Origin of the sequence: Enterobacter sp. E12, assembly GCF_014596715.2 — a bacterium.
Taxonomy (GTDB): Bacteria; Pseudomonadota; Gammaproteobacteria; order Enterobacterales; family Enterobacteriaceae; genus Enterobacter; species Enterobacter bugandensis.
Genome location: NZ_CP115601.1, coordinates 788,146 through 805,924 on the forward strand (window position 1 = coordinate 788,146; position 17,779 = coordinate 805,924).

General features: G+C 55.7%; 12 protein-coding genes. 6 read left to right on the forward strand and 6 right to left on the reverse strand.

Going from position 1 to position 17,779, the window contains the following annotated elements; translation table 11 throughout:
* Positions 1 to 855, forward strand: a complete 855-nt coding sequence (ampE, locus tag IB212_RS03785; protein ID WP_041911235.1) for a beta-lactamase regulator AmpE — start codon at positions 1 to 3, stop codon at positions 853 to 855.
* An 18-nt stretch (positions 856 to 873) separates the two neighbouring features.
* Here the strand turns inward: ampE and IB212_RS03790 are convergent, their stop codons facing one another.
* From IB212_RS03790 to IB212_RS03805, 4 genes are all read right to left on the reverse strand, one after another.
* Positions 874 to 1,824 carry a family 43 glycosylhydrolase gene (locus IB212_RS03790; protein ID WP_041911234.1) on the reverse strand — a complete coding sequence of 317 codons (951 nt, stop codon included), beginning with the start codon at positions 1,822 to 1,824 and terminating at the stop codon, positions 874 to 876.
* Between the two features lie 10 nt (positions 1,825 to 1,834).
* On the reverse strand, positions 1,835 to 3,232 hold the full coding sequence (locus IB212_RS03795) for a glycoside-pentoside-hexuronide (GPH):cation symporter (RefSeq protein WP_028015527.1): 1,398 nt from the start codon (positions 3,230 to 3,232) through the stop codon (positions 1,835 to 1,837).
* Positions 3,233 to 3,396: 164 nt separating this feature from the next.
* Positions 3,397 to 4,767 carry an aromatic amino acid transporter AroP gene (gene aroP, locus IB212_RS03800; RefSeq protein WP_028015528.1) on the reverse strand — a complete coding sequence of 457 codons (1,371 nt, stop codon included), beginning with the start codon at positions 4,765 to 4,767 and terminating at the stop codon, positions 3,397 to 3,399.
* Positions 4,768 to 4,813: 46 nt separating this feature from the next.
* On the reverse strand, positions 4,814 to 5,041 hold the full coding sequence (locus tag IB212_RS03805; protein WP_071993741.1) for a hypothetical protein: 228 nt from the start codon (positions 5,039 to 5,041) through the stop codon (positions 4,814 to 4,816).
* Positions 5,042 to 5,304: 263 nt separating this feature from the next.
* Here IB212_RS03805 and pdhR point away from each other — a divergent pair, with 263 nt between their 5' ends.
* From pdhR to lpdA, 4 genes are all read left to right on the forward strand, one after another.
* A complete protein-coding gene (gene pdhR, locus IB212_RS03810; RefSeq protein ID WP_006173806.1) occupies positions 5,305 to 6,069 on the forward strand; it encodes a pyruvate dehydrogenase complex transcriptional repressor PdhR in 765 nt (254 codons plus the stop codon).
* A 123-nt stretch (positions 6,070 to 6,192) separates the two neighbouring features.
* Positions 6,193 to 8,856, forward strand: a complete 2,664-nt coding sequence (gene aceE / locus IB212_RS03815) for a pyruvate dehydrogenase (acetyl-transferring), homodimeric type (RefSeq protein WP_041911233.1) — start codon at positions 6,193 to 6,195, stop codon at positions 8,854 to 8,856.
* A 14-nt stretch (positions 8,857 to 8,870) separates the two neighbouring features.
* A complete protein-coding gene (gene aceF, locus IB212_RS03820) occupies positions 8,871 to 10,769 on the forward strand; it encodes a pyruvate dehydrogenase complex dihydrolipoyllysine-residue acetyltransferase (protein WP_063438133.1) in 1,899 nt (632 codons plus the stop codon).
* A gap of 175 nt (positions 10,770 to 10,944) precedes the next feature.
* The gene (lpdA, locus tag IB212_RS03825) at positions 10,945 to 12,369 is read left to right on the forward strand and encodes a dihydrolipoyl dehydrogenase (protein ID WP_023332094.1); all 1,425 of its coding nucleotides are present in this window, start codon (positions 10,945 to 10,947) and stop codon (positions 12,367 to 12,369) included.
* A gap of 52 nt (positions 12,370 to 12,421) precedes the next feature.
* Here the strand turns inward: lpdA and IB212_RS03830 are convergent, their stop codons facing one another.
* Together IB212_RS03830 and IB212_RS03835 are read right to left on the reverse strand one after the other, a co-directional pair.
* Positions 12,422 to 13,213, reverse strand: a complete 792-nt coding sequence (locus IB212_RS03830; protein ID WP_041911231.1) for a DUF2950 family protein — start codon at positions 13,211 to 13,213, stop codon at positions 12,422 to 12,424.
* Between the two features lie 10 nt (positions 13,214 to 13,223).
* On the reverse strand, positions 13,224 to 14,771 hold the full coding sequence (locus IB212_RS03835) for a DUF3300 domain-containing protein (protein ID WP_041911230.1): 1,548 nt from the start codon (positions 14,769 to 14,771) through the stop codon (positions 13,224 to 13,226).
* A 398-nt stretch (positions 14,772 to 15,169) separates the two neighbouring features.
* Between IB212_RS03835 and acnB the strand changes: the two genes are divergently transcribed.
* Positions 15,170 to 17,767, forward strand: coding sequence for a bifunctional aconitate hydratase 2/2-methylisocitrate dehydratase (gene acnB / locus IB212_RS03840; RefSeq protein WP_051486150.1), 2,598 nt, complete (start codon positions 15,170 to 15,172; stop codon positions 17,765 to 17,767).
* Positions 17,768 to 17,779 lie beyond the last annotated feature (12 nt).

The following is a 17,779-nucleotide window of genomic DNA, read 5'->3' on the forward strand; positions in this document are numbered from 1 at the left end:
ATGACGTTGTTTACCATGCTGCTGGTTATCATCGCTGAACGCCTGTTCAAGCTCGGCGAGCACTGGCAACTGGATCACCGGCTGGAGGTGTTATTCCGCCGCATCAAGCACTTTTCCATGCTGCGCACGCTGCTGATGATGGCGGGCGTCATGCTGATTACCTTCCTGCTGCTGCGCTCGCTGTACGGACTCTTTTTCAACGTGCCGCTGCTGGTGGTGTGGATCCTGCTCGGCGTGCTGTGCATTGGTGCGGGCAAGGTGCGTTTGCACTATCACGCCTACCTGAAAGCCGCCTCCCGTGACGATGCCCACGCGCGCGGCGCGATGGCGAGCGAGCTGACGATGATCCACGGCGTGCCGCCGGACTGCGACGAGCGCGAGTTCCTGCGCGAGCTGCAAAACGCGCTGCTGTGGATTAACTTCCGCTACTACCTTGCTCCGCTGTTCTGGTTTGTGGTGGGCGGCCCGTGGGGGCCGGTACTGCTGATGGGCTATTCGTTCCTGCGCGCCTGGCAGACCTGGCTTGCCCGTTATCTGACGCCGCATGAGCGTTTGCTGTCCGGCATTGATGCCATCCTGCACGTGCTCGACTGGCTCCCGGTGCGTCTGGTGGGCGTGGTGTACGCCTTAATTGGCCACGGTGAAAAAGCGCTGCCCGCATGGTTCGCTTCTCTTGGGGACCGCCATACGTCCCAGTACCAGGTGTTGACGCGCCTGGCGCAGTTCTCGCTGGCGCGCGAACCGCATACCGACAAGATCGAAACGCCAAAAGCCGCCGTCTCCATGGCGAAGAAAACCTCGTTTGTGGTGGTGGTGATTGTGGCGCTGCTGACGATTTACGGCACGCTGGTGTAACCCAGCGCGCCGCAGACGCTATAACGTATCCGCAGGCGGGATGCCGAAATCAGGCATCCCGTTTTCGTCCCAGCGGACAAGCTTCAGGCGAGTATGACGGTTCGGATCGTAAAGCGGATCGCCTTCAATTTCGGTGTAATTTCTTGCGTGGTACACCAATACATCTTCCCCTTCCGGCGTTTGCGTAAAGCTGTTGTGGCCAGGCCCGTACTGGCGGTTCTCGTAGCTGGTGACGAAAACCGGGCGAGGGGATTTGTGCCAGTTTGCCGGGTTTTGCGGATCGGCGTTCAGGTCTATCCACAGTAACCCCATGCAGTAGTTCTCATCGGTGGCGCTGGCGGAGTAGCTGATAAACAGCTTATCGCTGTGAACCAGCACCGCCGGACCTTCGTTGACCCAGAAACCACGGCATTCCCAGTCGTATTCTGGCTTGCTGAGCATCACCGGCTCGCCTTTCAGCGTCCACGGGTTCTCCATTTCACACAGATAGAGGTTAGAGTTGCCGGAAATATCCGGGGCTTTTTGCGCCCACAGGTACCAGCGTTTGCCCTGATGAACAAAGGTGGTGGCGTCCAGGGCGAAGGTGTCGAACGGGGTGTTGATTTGCCCTTTCTCGATCCAGGTACCGCTGAGCGGATCGCGGTCCGCACACTCAATCGCAAACATGCGGTGCTGGAACATCCCGAGTGCGTCGAGCGCCTGGGTGTGCGTCGCGGCAAAATAGATGTACCACTTTCCATCAATGTGGTGCAGTTCCGGTGCCCAAATCAGCTGGCTCATCGGGCCGGTCTCGGGTTTGCGCCAGACCACTACCTCTTCAGCGCCTCGTAGTCCTTCCAGCGAGTCCGCGCGGCGGATCGCCAGCCTGTCGTACTGCGGCACGGAGGCAATAAAATAGTACTGTCCCTCATGGCGTAAAATGTACGGGTCGGCGCGTTGTTCGATAAATGGGTTTGGCCAGTTATGCATGCGGCTTTCCTTATTTAGTCTCAGCGGCTTTGAGTTCCTGATAGTCGTTCAGTTCGCGGTAGTTGGTGCGACGCTTTTCCAGATCGGCTTGGATCTGCTTCATGGTTTCGCGGTCCACCTTCAGCAGACGTACCACCCCAGCGGTAATTAAGTATCCAATGCCCGGAATGACGGTAAAGAGCAGCACGATCCCGTTGATGGCGTCCGCGCTTTGCGCTTTTGCGCCCGCGTCATAACCGTACCAGGAGAGCAGGAAGCCGACCATCGCCCCGGCAATCGCCAGGCCCAGTTTCAGGAAGAAGATGTTACCCGAGAAGCTGATCCCGGTGATGCGCTTCCCGGTTTTCCATTCGCCGTAGTCGTCCACGTCGGCCATCAGCGACCAGTGCAGCGGAGACGGGATCTGGTGCAGGATGTTCAGCAGGACGTAGAGCACCACGATGGTGACGGTCGCTTTCGGGTCGAAGAAATAAAAGGCGCAGGAGAAAATCGCCAGCACGATATTGGTCCAGAAGAAGACCTTCAGCTTACACCAGCGGTCGGTCAGCACTTTCGCCAGCACGCTGCCAAGCATCATGCCGACAACGCCCAGGCTGATAAACAGCGTGGCGAAGTGTGTGCTCTGGCCCATCACCCAGGTGACGTAATACATGGTCGCCGCCATGCGGATAAAGCCCGGGCAGACGTTGCACAGCGTCAGCAGCAGAATGCGCACCCACTGATCGTTTTTCCACACGTCTTTCAGGTCGTTTTTCAGCTCGTCGTTGGTCTGCACTGCCGGACGCACGCGCTCGCGCACGGTGGCGAAGCAGAACAGGAACATACAGGTACCAATCAGCGCCAGGACGGTCATTGCCATCTGGTAGCCTTTGGCTTTGTTATCCCCGCCAAACCAGTCGGCCATCGGCAGCAGCGTTAAGGAGAGCAGCAGCGTGGCGATGCCGACCAGCACGAAGCGATACGACTGGCAGGCCACGCGCTCTTTTGGATCGTTGGTGATCACTCCACCTAACGAGCAGTAAGGGATGTTGATGGCCGTATAGGTTAACGAGAGCAGGAAGTAGGTGACAAACGCATAGATAACTTTGCTGTTATAGCTCCACTCCGGGGTGGTGAACATCAGAATGCTGAACAGCGCGTAGGGGAACGCAATCCACAGCAGCCATGGACGAAACCGGCCATATTTACTGCGGGTACGGTCGGCAATCGCCCCCATGATCGGGTCCGTTACGGCGTCAATCACGCGGACAGACAGCAGCAGCACGCCGACCAGCGCAGGCGCCAGGCCAAAAATATCCGTATAGAAATAGTTAACAAACAGCATGATGGCGCCGAAGATGATGTTGCATCCCGCGTCGCCCATCCCATAGCCGATCTTTTCTTTTACTGACAGTTTGTTGTTATCCATCGACAGCTCTCCGGTTTACGGTATGGGGAGAATTATTCGCTGGCAAAGGAATATATGCGTTGCAGTATCAGGGCGGTGATATGGATAAATGTGCTGTTGGCGTGAAAGTGTGAAGAAGGTAACAACGCGCGGCATCCGCAAAAGCAGGTGCCGCGGCGAGAGGTTTAGTGCGCCTTCATGGCATTACGGCTTTTCTGGCTGAAGAGATAGCCAACGCCAAGGATCGCAATCCAGACCGGGATCAGGTAGACGGAAATCGCCATGCCCGGCGTGATCAGCATGATCACCAGCACGGCCGCCATAAACAGCAGGCAAATCCAGTTACCCAGCGGATAGAGCAGGGCAGGGAAGCGCGTGGTAACGCCCTGCTGCTGTTTCGCGCGGCGGAACTTCATGTGCGCCAGGCTGATCATCGCCCAGTTGATAACCAGAGCGGAGACTACCAGCGCCATCAGCAGGCCAAACGCCGATTCCGGTGCCATGTAGTTAATCAGCACGCACAGCGCGGTCACGATGGCTGAAACAATGATGGTATTCACCGGCACGCCGCGTTTATCCACGTTGAGCAGCATCTTCGGCGCGTTGCCCTGCTGGGCCAGGCCGAACAGCATACGGCTGTTGCAGTATACGCAGCTGTTGTAAACGGAGAGCGCTGCGGTCAGCACCACGATGTTCAGGGCGTTGGCGACAAAGGTGTCGCCCAGCTCGTGGAAGATGAGAACAAACGGGCTGGTGTCAGCGGTCACGCGCGTCCACGGCAGCAGGGAGAGCAGCACTGCCAGTGAGCCCACATAGAAGATCAGAATACGGTAGATAACCTGATTTGTGGCTTTCGGAATGCTTTGCTCCGGGTTATCGGCTTCGGCGGCGGTAATACCCACCAGCTCCAGGCCGCCGAAGGAGAACATGATGATCGCCATCATCATCACCAGACCGGTCATGCCGTGAGGCAGGAAGCCGCCCTGTTCCCAGAGGTTACGCACGGTAGCCTGCGGGCCGCCGTTGCCGCTGAACAGCAGCCAGCCACCGAAGATGATCATCGCCACAACGGCAATGACTTTGATAATGGCAAACCAGAACTCCATCTCGCCGAATACTTTTACGTTGGTCAGGTTAATGGCGTTGATAATCACGAAGAAGGCTGCAGCAGACGCCCAGGTGGGGATCTCGGGGTACCAGAACTGGATGTACTTCCCGACGGCGGTCAGCTCGGCCATAGCAACCAGAACGTACAGCACCCAGTAGTTCCAGCCGGAGGCGAAGCCCGCAAAGCTGCCCCAGTATTTATAGGCAAAGTGGCTGAACGAGCCTGCGACCGGCTCTTCAACGACCATTTCGCCAAGCTGGCGCATGATCAGAAAAGCAATGAAACCCGCAATCGCGTAACCCAAAATAATACCCGGACCGGCTGACTGGATAACGGATGCGCTGCCCAGAAACAGGCCGGTACCAATCGCACCGCCCAGTGCGATGAGCTGTATATGGCGGTTTTTAAGTCCGCGCTTTAGCTGATCGCCGTGCTGTTGAGCTTCCATTTGAAACCTCGTGTGTGGTTGTTATGTTCACGCTGTGCGTGTGTAATTATGAAAGTCCATATTCTGTATTTATTTCTTTACGGTTAAACAAACCGAAAAAAGCGGAGATGACTTCCGTACGCGCCAGAATAGTGGTAAGCGCCTGCGAATGCACCTGCTTTATGAAGGGATGCTGACGACTTGAATAAAAAGAAAGCATTTGTAAATCGGCCCGCTTATTCTTCCTAACCCAACCTATAGAATAGAAATGCTTCTTAAGTGGGCGAATTTTCATTATTTGCCATGTTGAATCGCTTCAGATTGCAAAACCCCTCGTTTCATTATGGTTAAAACTCCCTCTTTGGGAGTAATCAACTCATTTGTGCAAAGTTACATTTCTGAAACGTTATTTCTGTAAGGTTGTTAAAATGTGCAGGGTTTACTGATTTCAATCAAAACCAATATGGACAGAAGGTGAATACTTTGTTACTTTAGCGATACGAACTAGAAATTGGTAAGACCAATTGACTCCGGGCAAAAAGGCGTAAGACAGGGAATATGGCCTACAGCAAAATTCGCCAACCAAAACTATCTGATGTGATTGAGCAGCAGCTGGAGTTTTTAATCCTCGAAGGGACTCTGCGCCCGGGTGAGAAACTTCCGCCAGAACGCGAGCTGGCAAAACAGTTCGACGTTTCACGTCCCTCTCTGCGTGAGGCGATTCAACGCCTCGAAGCAAAGGGCTTGCTGCTTCGTCGCCAGGGCGGCGGAACCTTTGTGCAAAACAGCCTGTGGCAGAGCTTCAGCGATCCGCTGGTAGAACTTCTCTCTGACCACCCAGAATCCCAGTTTGACCTGCTTGAGACCCGTCACGCGCTTGAAGGTATTGCGGCCTATTACGCCGCCCTTCGCAGCACTGATGAAGATCGCGTGCGTATCCGCGAACTGCATCAGGCCATTGAACGGGCACAGCAGTCCGGCGATTTAGACGCCGAGTCCAGCGCCGTTGTCCAGTATCAAATCGCCGTCACCGAAGCGGCACACAACGTGGTGCTCCTCCATCTGCTACGCTGCATGGAGCCGATGCTGGCCCAGAACGTTCGTCAGAATTTTGAATTGTTGTATGCCCGTCGGGAGATGCTCCCGCTGGTAAGCAACCATCGCACCCGAGTATTCGAGGCGATAATGGCCGGGGAGCCGGAGCAGGCGCGCGAAGCGTCGCACCGTCACCTGGCTTTCATTGAGGAAATCTTGCTGGACCGCAGCCGTGAACAATCGCGTCGCGAACGTTCATTACGCCGCATACAGCAACGAAAGGATTAAGCGCCAGGTACTTTTAGAGCGCGGCAACTAAACGCAGAACCTGTCTTATTGTGTTCTTGCCCAAGAGCACAATGGGACAGGTTCCAGACAAATCAACGTATTAGATAGATAAGGAATACCCCCATGTCAGAACGTCTCCAAAATGACGTGGATCCGATCGAAACTCGCGACTGGCTACAGGCGATCGAATCGGTCATCCGTGAAGAAGGTGTTGAGCGCGCTCAGTATCTGATTGATCAGCTGCTTTCTGAAGCCCGCAAAGGCGGCGTGAAGGTTGCTTCAGGTGCAGGGGCTAGCAACTACGTAAACACGATTGCCGTAGAAGACGAACCGGAATACCCGGGCAATCTGGATCTGGAACGTCGTATCCGTTCTGCAATCCGCTGGAACGCCATCATGACCGTTCTGCGCGCATCCAAGAAAGACCTGGAACTGGGTGGCCACATGGCGTCCTTCCAGTCTTCTGCGACCATTTACGAAGTGTGCTTCAACCACTTCTTCCGTGCAGCGAACGAGAAAGACGGCGGCGATCTGGTGTACTTCCAGGGCCACATCTCTCCGGGCATCTATGCACGTGCATTCCTGGAAGGTCGTCTGACTGAAGAGCAGATGAACAACTTCCGTCAGGAAGTTCACGGTAAAGGTCTGTCTTCTTACCCGCACCCTAAACTGATGCCTGAATTCTGGCAGTTCCCGACCGTATCAATGGGTCTGGGCCCAATCGGTGCTATCTACCAGGCGAAATTCCTGAAGTATCTGGAACACCGTGGTCTGAAAGACACTTCTGAACAGACCGTATACGCCTTCCTGGGCGACGGAGAAATGGATGAGCCAGAATCTAAAGGTGCGATCACCATCGCGACCCGTGAGAAGCTGGACAACCTGTGCTTCATCATCAACTGTAACCTGCAGCGTCTGGATGGTCCGGTAACCGGTAACGGCAAGATCATCAACGAACTGGAAGGCATCTTCGCAGGTGCTGGCTGGAACGTGATCAAAGTCATGTGGGGTTCCCGTTGGGACGAACTGCTGCGTAAAGACACCAGCGGTAAACTGATCCAGCTGATGAACGAAACCGTTGACGGTGACTACCAGACCTTCAAATCCAAAGACGGTGCCTACGTGCGTGAGCACTTCTTCGGCAAATATCCAGAAACCGCAGCCCTGGTTGCAGACTGGACTGATGAGCAGATCTGGGCCCTGAACCGCGGTGGTCACGATCCGAAGAAAATCTACGCTGCACTGAAAAAAGCGCGTGAAACCAAAGGTAAAGCGACTGTAATCCTGGCCCACACCATCAAAGGTTACGGCATGGGTGATACCGCAGAAGGTAAAAACATCGCTCACCAGGTTAAGAAAATGAACATGGACGGCGTGCGCTATATCCGCGACCGTTTCAACGTTCCAGTGACCGATGAGCAGGTAGAAAACCTGTCTTACATCACCTTCCCGGAAGGCTCTGAAGAGCACAAGTACCTGCACGAACGTCGTCAGGCGCTGAAAGGCTACCTGCCAGCTCGTCAGCCTAACTTCACCGAGAAGCTGGAACTGCCAGCGCTGGAAGACTTCTCTCAGCTGCTGGAAGAGCAGAACAAAGAGATCTCTACCACTATCGCTTTCGTTCGTGCCCTGAACGTGATGCTGAAGAACAAGTCGATCAAAGATCGCCTGGTGCCAATCATCGCCGACGAAGCGCGTACTTTCGGTATGGAAGGTCTGTTCCGTCAGATCGGTATCTACAGCCCGAACGGCCAGCAGTACACCCCGCAGGACCGTGAGCAGGTTGCATACTACAAAGAAGACGAGAAAGGTCAGATCCTTCAGGAAGGTATCAACGAGCTGGGCGCAGGTGCATCCTGGCTGGCTGCTGCGACTTCATACAGCACCAACAACCTGCCGATGATTCCGTTCTACATTTACTACTCCATGTTCGGGTTCCAGCGTATCGGTGACCTGTGCTGGCAGGCAGGCGACCAGCAGGCTCGCGGCTTCCTGATCGGTGGTACTTCCGGTCGTACGACCCTGAACGGTGAAGGTCTGCAGCACGAAGATGGCCACAGCCACATTCAGTCTCTGACTATCCCTAACTGTATCTCTTACGACCCGTCCTACGCGTACGAAGTTGCTGTCATTATGCATGACGGCCTGCAGCGCATGTACGGTGAAGCGCAAGAGAACATTTACTACTACATCACCACCCTGAACGAAAACTACCACATGCCGGCAATGCCAGCAGGTGCCGAGGAAGGTATCCGTAAAGGTATCTACAAACTCGAAACCATCGAAGGTAGCAAAGGTAAAGTTCAGCTGCTGGGCTCCGGTTCTATCCTGCGTCACGTTCGTGAAGCAGCGCAGATCCTGGCGAAAGATTACGGTGTGGGTTCCGATGTGTACTCTGTGACCTCCTTCACTGAACTGGCGCGTGATGGCCAGGATTGTGAGCGCTGGAACATGCTGCACCCAATGGAAACCCCACGCGTTCCGTACATCGCTCAGGTGATGAACGACGCGCCAGCGGTGGCGTCCACTGACTATATGAAACTGTTCGCTGAGCAGGTTCGTACTTACGTTCCAGCTGATGATTATCGCGTTCTGGGTACTGACGGCTTCGGTCGTTCTGACAGCCGCGAAAACCTGCGTCACCACTTCGAAGTTGATGCTTCTTACGTGGTTGTAGCAGCACTGGGCGAACTGGCTAAACGTGGCGAAATCGATAAGAAAGTGGTTGCGGACGCAATTACCAAATTCAACATCGATGCAGAAAAAGTTAACCCGCGTCTGGCGTAAGAGGTAAAAGAATAATGGCTATCGAAATCAATGTACCGGACATCGGGGCTGATGAAGTTGAAATCACCGAGATCCTGGTCAAAGTGGGCGACAAAGTTGAAGCTGAACAGTCGCTGATCACCGTAGAAGGCGACAAAGCCTCTATGGAAGTCCCGTCTCCTCAGGCTGGCATCGTTAAAGAGATCAAAGTCTCTGTTGGCGATAAAACCGAGACTGGCAAACTGATCATGATTTTCGATTCCGCCGACGGTGCAGCAGCTGCTGCACCTGCGCAGGAAGAGAAGAAAGAAGCCGCTCCGGCCGCCGCTGCTCCAGCAGCTGCCGCGGCAGCGAAAGAAGTGAACGTGCCTGACATCGGCGGTGACGAAGTTGAAGTCACTGAAATCCTGGTGAAAGTGGGCGATACCGTTGCGGCCGAGCAGTCACTGATCACCGTAGAAGGCGACAAAGCCTCTATGGAAGTACCAGCGCCATTCGCCGGTACCGTTAAAGAGATCAAGATCAACACCGGCGATAAAGTGTCTACCGGGTCGCTTATCATGGTCTTCGAAGTGGCGGGTGCTGCACCTGCTGCCGCGCCTGCACAGGCCGCTGCTCCGGCTCCGGCCGCTGCACCAGCCGCTGCTGGCGGTGCGAAAGACGTTAACGTACCGGACATCGGCGGTGACGAAGTTGAAGTCACCGAAGTGATGGTAAAAGTGGGCGACAAAGTTGCCGCTGAACAGTCACTGATCACCGTTGAAGGCGACAAGGCTTCCATGGAAGTGCCTGCGCCGTTCGCCGGTACCGTTAAAGAGATCAAAATCAGCACTGGCGACAAAGTGTCTACCGGCTCCCTGATCATGGTCTTCGAAGTGGAAGGCGCTGCGCCTGCCGCAGCTCCGGCTGCCGCGGCTGCTCCAGCACCGGCTGCTGCACCGGCTCAGGCTGCTAAACCAGCCGCTGCCCCTGCTGCAAAAGCAGAAAAATCAGAGTTCGCTGAAAACGACGCTTACGTCCACGCGACTCCGCTGATTCGTCGCCTGGCGCGCGAATTCGGCGTGAACCTGGCGAAAGTGAAAGGGACCGGCCGTAAGGGTCGTATCCTGCGCGAAGACGTTCAGGCTTACGTGAAAGACGCGGTGAAACGCGCCGAAGCTGCACCTGCGGCAGCCGCTGGCGGTGGTATCCCGGGCATGCTGCCATGGCCGAAAGTGGACTTCAGCAAGTTCGGCGAAATTGAAGAAGTGGAACTGGGCCGCATCCAGAAAATCTCTGGTGCTAACCTGAGCCGTAACTGGGTAATGATCCCGCACGTTACGCACTTCGACAAAACCGATATCACCGATCTGGAAGCGTTCCGTAAACAGCAGAACGCCGAAGCTGAGAAGCGTAAACTGGACGTGAAATTCACCCCAGTGGTCTTCATCATGAAAGCGGTTGCTGCGGCTCTGGAGCAGATGCCACGCTTCAACAGCTCCCTGTCCGAAGACGGTCAGAAGCTGACGCTGAAGAAATACATCAACATCGGTGTTGCGGTTGATACGCCAAATGGTCTGGTTGTTCCGGTCTTCAAAGACGTGAACAAGAAGAGCATCACTGAGCTGTCCCGTGAACTGACCACCATCTCCAAAAAAGCGCGTGATGGTAAGCTGACTGCCGGCGAAATGCAGGGCGGCTGCTTCACTATCTCCAGCATCGGCGGCCTGGGTACTACCCACTTCGCGCCGATTGTGAACGCGCCGGAAGTGGCTATCCTCGGTGTGTCCAAGTCCGCGATGGAGCCGGTGTGGAATGGCAAAGAGTTCGTGCCGCGTCTGATGATGCCAATCTCTCTGTCCTTCGACCACCGCGTGATCGACGGGGCTGATGGTGCGCGTTTCATCACCATCATCAACAACATGCTGAGCGACATTCGCCGCCTGGTGATGTAATCGAAAAGCCGGCCAGTCGGCCGGCTTTTTTCTGATAATCTCATGGTGTTTATGAGGTTATTGGTGAAAGCGACAATTCGTGAGCCGTTTGTTGTTTCAAAATTGTTAACAATTTTGTAAACTGCGGGCGGATAGAACGACCCGGTGGACGACGGGTATAAACTAAGAGGTCATGATGAGCACAGAAATCAAAACTCAGGTCGTAGTACTTGGGGCAGGCCCGGCAGGTTACTCCGCAGCATTTCGTGCAGCGGATTTAGGTCTGGAAACCGTCATCGTAGAGCGTTACAGCACCCTCGGCGGTGTTTGTCTGAACGTCGGCTGTATCCCTTCTAAAGCGCTGCTGCACGTAGCGAAAGTTATCGAAGAAGCCAAAGCGCTGGCTGAACACGGTATCGTCTTCGGCGAGCCAAAAACCGATATCGACAAAATCCGTACCTGGAAAGAGAAAGTTATCACTCAGCTGACCGGCGGTCTGGCGGGTATGGCGAAAGGCCGTAAGGTCAAAGTGGTTAACGGTCTGGGTAAATTCACCGGTGCGAACACCCTGGAAGTGGAAGGCGAAAACGGCAAAACCGTTATCAACTTCGACAACGCGATCATCGCGGCAGGCTCTCGCCCAATCGAACTGCCATTCATTCCACATGAAGATCCACGCGTGTGGGATTCCACTGATGCCCTGGAGCTGAAAACCGTTCCTAAGCGTCTGCTGGTTATGGGCGGCGGTATCATCGGTCTGGAAATGGGTACCGTGTACCATGCGCTGGGTTCAGACATTGACGTGGTTGAAATGTTCGACCAGGTTATCCCGGCTGCTGACAAAGACATCGTTAAAGTCTTCACCAAGCGCATCAGCAAGAAGTTTAACCTGATGCTGGAAACCAAAGTGACTGCCGTTGAAGCGAAAGAAGACGGTATTTACGTTTCCATGGAAGGCAAAAAAGCCCCATCCGAACCACAGCGTTACGACGCCGTGCTGGTGGCTATCGGTCGTGTACCGAACGGTAAAAACCTCGACGCGGGCAAAGCTGGCGTGGAAGTGGACGACCGTGGCTTCATCCGCGTTGACAAACAGCTGCGCACCAACGTGCCGCACATCTTTGCTATCGGCGACATCGTCGGTCAGCCAATGCTGGCGCACAAAGGCGTTCACGAAGGTCACGTTGCCGCTGAAGTTATCGCCGGCATGAAGCACTACTTCGATCCGAAAGTGATCCCATCTATCGCGTACACCGAGCCAGAAGTTGCATGGGTCGGTCTGACCGAGAAAGAAGCGAAAGAGAAAGGCATCAGCTACGAAACCGCCACCTTCCCGTGGGCTGCTTCTGGCCGTGCTATCGCTTCCGACTGCGCAGACGGTATGACCAAGCTGATCTTCGACAAAGAGACTCACCGCGTCATCGGTGGTGCGATTGTCGGTACCAACGGCGGCGAGCTGCTGGGTGAAATCGGTCTGGCTATCGAAATGGGCTGTGACGCGGAAGACATCGCGCTGACCATCCACGCGCACCCGACTCTGCACGAGTCCGTGGGTCTGGCGGCAGAAGTGTTTGAAGGTAGCATTACGGACCTGCCAAACGCGAAAGCGAAGAAAAAATAAGTTTCTTCAGATGAAAAAAGCGGCCTGAGGCCGCTTTTTTTATGCGCGGCGTTCAGGGGACTACAGGCTGCCAGGAGTTATCAGGTGCGTATGAGGCCAGCGCCCGGGCCTTCTGCTCCGAATCGCTGCCGAGATCGGACTGGTACACCTTGTCGTCCTGGTTTATCACAAAGCTCATGACGCCTGTCTGACCATAGCTGACAGGCCACGCCACCATCGCGAAACCGTGATTATCTGGCAGGATGCGGAAGCGATAGCCATGGTAACCCGCGCCTGGCTCTTTAGGGCTAAATGCCGGGCCAAGCGGGCTTGGCGCTTCGCCGGGCGAGACGGGCCAGTACAGACCGTCCTTTTTCCCCTCAGAACTGACAATCTTCTGCGCGTATTTCTGATTCATCGCAAAATAGCTCTGCTGAGCGGCCACGTATGCATGCAGGGCTTCGATGGCGGCAAGTTCGTTGCGCCCAATTTCGCGGGTCAGGATCTCCTCGGCGCCTTCTTTGATGTCAAACTGCCAGCCGGAGGCGGTTTTGATCACCGGAATGGGAAGTTGCCAGCCGCTGTCTCCGACAACCAGATGCGCTTTATCGCCTTCGACAATGGTGTTATGACGGACTTTCCAGTCGCGCAGAAAGCGATCGACTGCGTCAGGATCAACGCCTTCAGATGGCAGAAAATCGCGCCAGTTTTCGCCGAGCAGGTTGTTCATCGCGCTTTCGTTTTGCTCGCGGATGGCGCTTTCCAGCGCATTGGTAGCCTGTTCTGGTGAGCTGAAGGATTGCTGCGCCATGACGGTCGCCGAGACCATGAACAACACCATTCCACTGAGTAATTTACGTTTCATGTCGGCTCCCTTAGCGATGACGGAATTCACGGTGTTCAGCACGTCCAGCCGCTGCCGGGCGTAGCTGCTGCTGACGAGAGGCGAGGTGTCTGCTTTGCGCCCCACGCTGCTGCTGCGCCTGCCAGTTGGCGGAACGGCTGTCGTTGCCGCTCAGTGCATTGGCCCGGAGCTGACTGTTTCGCTGCTGGAAGGGACGTTGCTGAGAGGGCTGAACCCGTTTCTCTTGTCTCTGCGCGGTGGTCTGGCGGTTTTCTCGCTGCTGCGTGGTGGCCCGCTTCGCCGTCTGCGGTTTGGTGTCATAGCCACGGTAGTTATTGCGCTGAGAAATCTGTTTCAGCTGTTCACTTGAGGCCTGTCGCTGCGCCGCTTTCGTGCCCGGGCGAGCAGTCTGTGGGAAGGTTTTACCTGTCGATTTCTCCATCTGGCTCAGCGCCGCCTGACGCTGGCTATCGCGATTAACCGGTTGTTGCGTTGCACTAAGCCCCGTGGCCGTGTTGGTGGAGTGGAAACGCGTGTTGAGCTGGTTTGTCGGGTAGGGGACACCTTCCCGATAGGCCGGGTTGTGCTGCCAGATACGGTTGGCGTCCGTCAGGCGTTGTCCGCTGATTTTATTGAAGTTCTCAACGTTAATATTGATGTTGTTATCACCGTTGCGGTTGTAGCCGCCGTGATTATCCCAGTCACCGTCATGGTGGTGGTCCCAGTCATCGTCGTCATCCCAGTCGATATTGCTGAAAATGGCATAGGTTGTGGCAACGCCCATGCTGAAGCCTAAGCCGTTGACGAAGCTGTTGCCAAACTGCTCTCCGGGCGTGGGCGGGAGATAGGTGGGAGGATAGGCGGTGTTGGGCCAGGTCCCGTAAACCGTATTGGGGTTATAGATGGGGACATAAACGACCTGCGGATCGGCAGATTCAATTTTGATCACCGTTGGGGCGGGCGCAGACGTGGTTGTTGTCGTTGCCTCGGTGGCGCTGGTTTTCGCTGGTGCTGGCTTTGTCACGGTGGTGACCGTCTGCTGAGGCGTAGATTGTAAAGCACCGGTCTTCTGTGCCAGCGTGCGCAGGCGTTGAACGGAATCCATCACGTCTTTCGGCTGCGCGAGAAACGCATCGCCCAGATTTTGTACCCACGGCGGGTTTTCACCCATCAGCGACATGAGCTGAGGAAACGCGACCAGCGATTTTACGCTCGGATCCCAGGGCTGGCTGGCAACGGCCTGAATGGCGGCGTCCCCTTCCATTTTAGGGTTGTCTTTTGACCACTGAGCCGCCTGAATCACGTTGGCCGGGTAAGTCGAGGCCATCAGGATTTGTGACAGCAGGGCGTCAGGGTAGAGCGCAATGGGGGCAACCCACTGATCGATTTGCGCGGCAGTGTAGGTCGGCGCGACCACAGGGGCGGGCTGGGCTACGGCAGGCGCCGCCGGTTGTTGAGCGACGGGGGCTGGCGCAACGGGTTCCGTTGCACGACTTTTGACAAACAAGACGCCTGAGGCGGCAAGCAGCCCGGCACTGCACAGAAGGATGAGCAGATGTGGCTTAAAGGGCAACTTCATAAAATGACTCCAACGAGACAGGCGCTGTGCCGTGAGGCGTTACGGTTGGCGTGAGTATTATTCACCCGTCTTTTACTGTTTTGACTTTTATTGGGAAGCGTCCGGTACGTCCGGATAAAGAATGTGAGTATTTATTACACAAATATATCTGATGAAGAAAAAACTGAAGCGTCACGGTGCAGAAGAACCGCAAAATGATGCCCTAAATCCCCGCTACACCATGCTTAACGATTCAGCAAACTTTTTAATGTTGCTTTTTTGTAAACGGATTAACACTGTGCAGAAATCCTGCTATGCTGCCCGACGCGGTATCGGGCATTTACCCTACAAACTGCTGTCTCACAGGAGCGTGAAGAGAACGCCCGCCGCATATGACAATGAGAGCGAGGAGAACCGTCGTGCTAGAAGAATACCGTAAGCACGTAGCAGAACGTGCCGCCGAGGGAATTGTACCCAAACCTTTAGATGCAACCCAAATGGCCGCGCTCGTCGAGCTGCTGAAGAACCCGCCTAAGGGCGAAGAAGAATTCCTGTTAGATCTGTTGATCAACCGCGTACCGCCTGGCGTAGATGAAGCTGCCTACGTAAAAGCCGGATTCCTTGCTGCTATCGCCAAAGGCGAAGCCACCTCCCCACTGGTTACTCCTGAAAAAGCCATTGAACTGCTCGGCACCATGCAGGGTGGTTACAACATTCATCCGCTGATTGACGCGCTGGATAACGACACGCTGGCACCGATTGCCGCTAAAGCGCTCTCTTCCACGCTGCTGATGTTCGATAACTTCTACGATGTAGAAGAAAAAGCCAAAGCGGGCAACGTCTATGCGAAGCAGGTGATGCAGTCCTGGGCCGATGCCGAATGGTTCCTGAACCGCCCTGCGCTGGCGGAAAAAATTACCGTGACCGTCTTTAAGGTGACCGGTGAAACCAACACCGATGACCTGTCTCCGGCTCCGGACGCGTGGTCTCGTCCAGATATCCCGCTGCACGCCCTGGCGATGCTGAAAAACGCCCGTGAAGGCATTGAGCCGGATCAGCCGGGCGTGGTTGGCCCGATCAAACAGATCGAAGCGCTGCAGAAGAAAGGTTTCCCGCTGGCCTACGTCGGTGACGTTGTGGGTACCGGCTCTTCCCGTAAGTCCGCCACCAACTCCGTACTGTGGTTCATGGGCGACGACATTCCGCACGTTCCGAACAAGCGCGGCGGCGGCCTGTGCCTCGGTGGCAAAATTGCGCCAATCTTCTTCAACACCATGGAAGATGCGGGCGCGCTGCCAATTGAAGTAGATGTGAGCAACCTGAACATGGGCGACGTGATTGACGTCTACCCGTATAAAGGCGAAGTGCGCAACCACGAAACCAACGAGCTGCTGGCAAGCTTCGAACTGAAAACCGACGTGCTGATTGACGAAGTGCGTGCCGGTGGCCGTATTCCGCTGATCATCGGGCGCGGCCTGACCACCAAAGCGCGTGAAGCGCTGGGTCTGCCGCACTCCGACGTTTTCCGTCACGCGAAAGACGTGGCAGAAAGCAACCGCGGCTTCTCGCTGGCACAGAAAATGGTGGGTCGTGCCTGCGGCGTCGCCGGTATTCGTCCTGGCGCATACTGCGAGCCGAAGATGACCTCCGTGGGCTCTCAGGACACCACTGGCCCAATGACCCGTGACGAACTGAAAGACCTGGCGTGCCTGGGCTTCTCTTCTGACCTGGTGATGCAGTCCTTCTGCCACACGGCGGCCTATCCGAAGCCGGTTGACGTGACCACGCACCACACGCTGCCAGACTTCATCATGAACCGCGGCGGCGTGTCACTGCGTCCGGGTGACGGCGTCATCCACTCCTGGCTGAACCGTATGCTGCTGCCGGATACCGTGGGTACCGGCGGTGACTCCCATACCCGTTTCCCAATCGGTATCTCCTTCCCGGCGGGCTCCGGCCTGGTGGCGTTTGCTGCAGCGACCGGCGTAATGCCGCTGGACATGCCTGAATCCGTGCTGGTGCGCTTCAAGGGCAAAATGCAGCCGGGCATCACTCTGCGCGACCTGGTTCACGCGATCCCGCTGTATGCCATCAAACAGGGCCTGCTGACCGTTGAGAAGAAAGGCAAGAAAAACATCTTCTCTGGCCGTATCCTGGAAATTGAAGGTCTGCCGGATCTGAAAGTTGAGCAGGCATTTGAGCTGACCGATGCATCCGCCGAGCGTTCTGCGGCTGGCTGTACCATCAAGCTGAACAAAGAGCCGATCATTGAGTATCTGACTTCCAACATCGTGCTGCTGAAGTGGATGATTGCGGAAGGCTACGGCGATCGTCGTACGCTGGAGCGTCGTATTCAGGGCATGGAGAAATGGCTGGCGGATCCGCAGCTGCTTGAAGCCGATGCTGACGCAGAGTACGCGGCGGTGATCGACATCGATCTGGCGGATATTAAAGAGCCAATCCTCTGTGCGCCGAACGATCCGGACGATGCGCGTCTGCTCTCTGACGTGCAGGGCGATAAGATCGACGAAGTGTTCATCGGCTCCTGCATGACCAACATCGGCCACTTCCGCGCCGCCGGTAAGCTGCTGGATACCCACAAAGGCCAGCTGCCGACCCGCCTGTGGGTGGCACCGCCAACCCGTATGGACGCGGCTCAGTTGACCGAAGAGGGTTACTACAGCGTGTTCGGTAAGAGCGGGGCGCGTATCGAAATCCCTGGCTGCTCCCTGTGTATGGGTAACCAGGCGCGCGTGGCCGACGGTGCGACGGTGGTTTCCACCTCTACCCGTAACTTCCCGAACCGTTTAGGTACTGGTGCGAACGTCTACCTGGCCTCTGCGGAGCTGGCGGCGGTTGCGGCGCTGATTGGCAAACTGCCAACGCCGGAAGAGTACCAGACCTTTGTGGCGCAGGTGGATAAGACGGCGGTGGATACCTATCGCTATCTGAACTTCGACCAGCTCTCTCAGTACACCGAGAAGGCTGACGGGGTTATCTTCCAGACGGCAGTATAAACAGCAAAACCG

Excerpts from the sequence above, each read along its gene's own strand:
- ampE (WP_041911235.1), top strand. The coding sequence starts at position 1 with ATGACGTTGTTTACCATGCTGCTGGTTATCATCGCTGAACGCCTGTTC.
- IB212_RS03790 (WP_041911234.1), bottom strand. The coding sequence starts at position 1,824 with ATGCATAACTGGCCAAACCCATTTATCGAACAACGCGCCGACCCGTAC.
- IB212_RS03795 (WP_028015527.1), bottom strand. The coding sequence starts at position 3,232 with ATGGATAACAACAAACTGTCAGTAAAAGAAAAGATCGGCTATGGGATG.
- aroP (WP_028015528.1), bottom strand. The coding sequence starts at position 4,767 with ATGGAAGCTCAACAGCACGGCGATCAGCTAAAGCGCGGACTTAAAAAC.
- IB212_RS03805 (WP_071993741.1), bottom strand. The coding sequence starts at position 5,041 with ATGAAAATTCGCCCACTTAAGAAGCATTTCTATTCTATAGGTTGGGTT.
- pdhR (WP_006173806.1), top strand. The coding sequence starts at position 5,305 with ATGGCCTACAGCAAAATTCGCCAACCAAAACTATCTGATGTGATTGAG.
- aceE (WP_041911233.1), top strand. The coding sequence starts at position 6,193 with ATGTCAGAACGTCTCCAAAATGACGTGGATCCGATCGAAACTCGCGAC.
- aceF (WP_063438133.1), top strand. The coding sequence starts at position 8,871 with ATGGCTATCGAAATCAATGTACCGGACATCGGGGCTGATGAAGTTGAA.
- lpdA (WP_023332094.1), top strand. The coding sequence starts at position 10,945 with ATGAGCACAGAAATCAAAACTCAGGTCGTAGTACTTGGGGCAGGCCCG.
- IB212_RS03830 (WP_041911231.1), bottom strand. The coding sequence starts at position 13,213 with ATGAAACGTAAATTACTCAGTGGAATGGTGTTGTTCATGGTCTCGGCG.
- IB212_RS03835 (WP_041911230.1), bottom strand. The coding sequence starts at position 14,771 with ATGAAGTTGCCCTTTAAGCCACATCTGCTCATCCTTCTGTGCAGTGCC.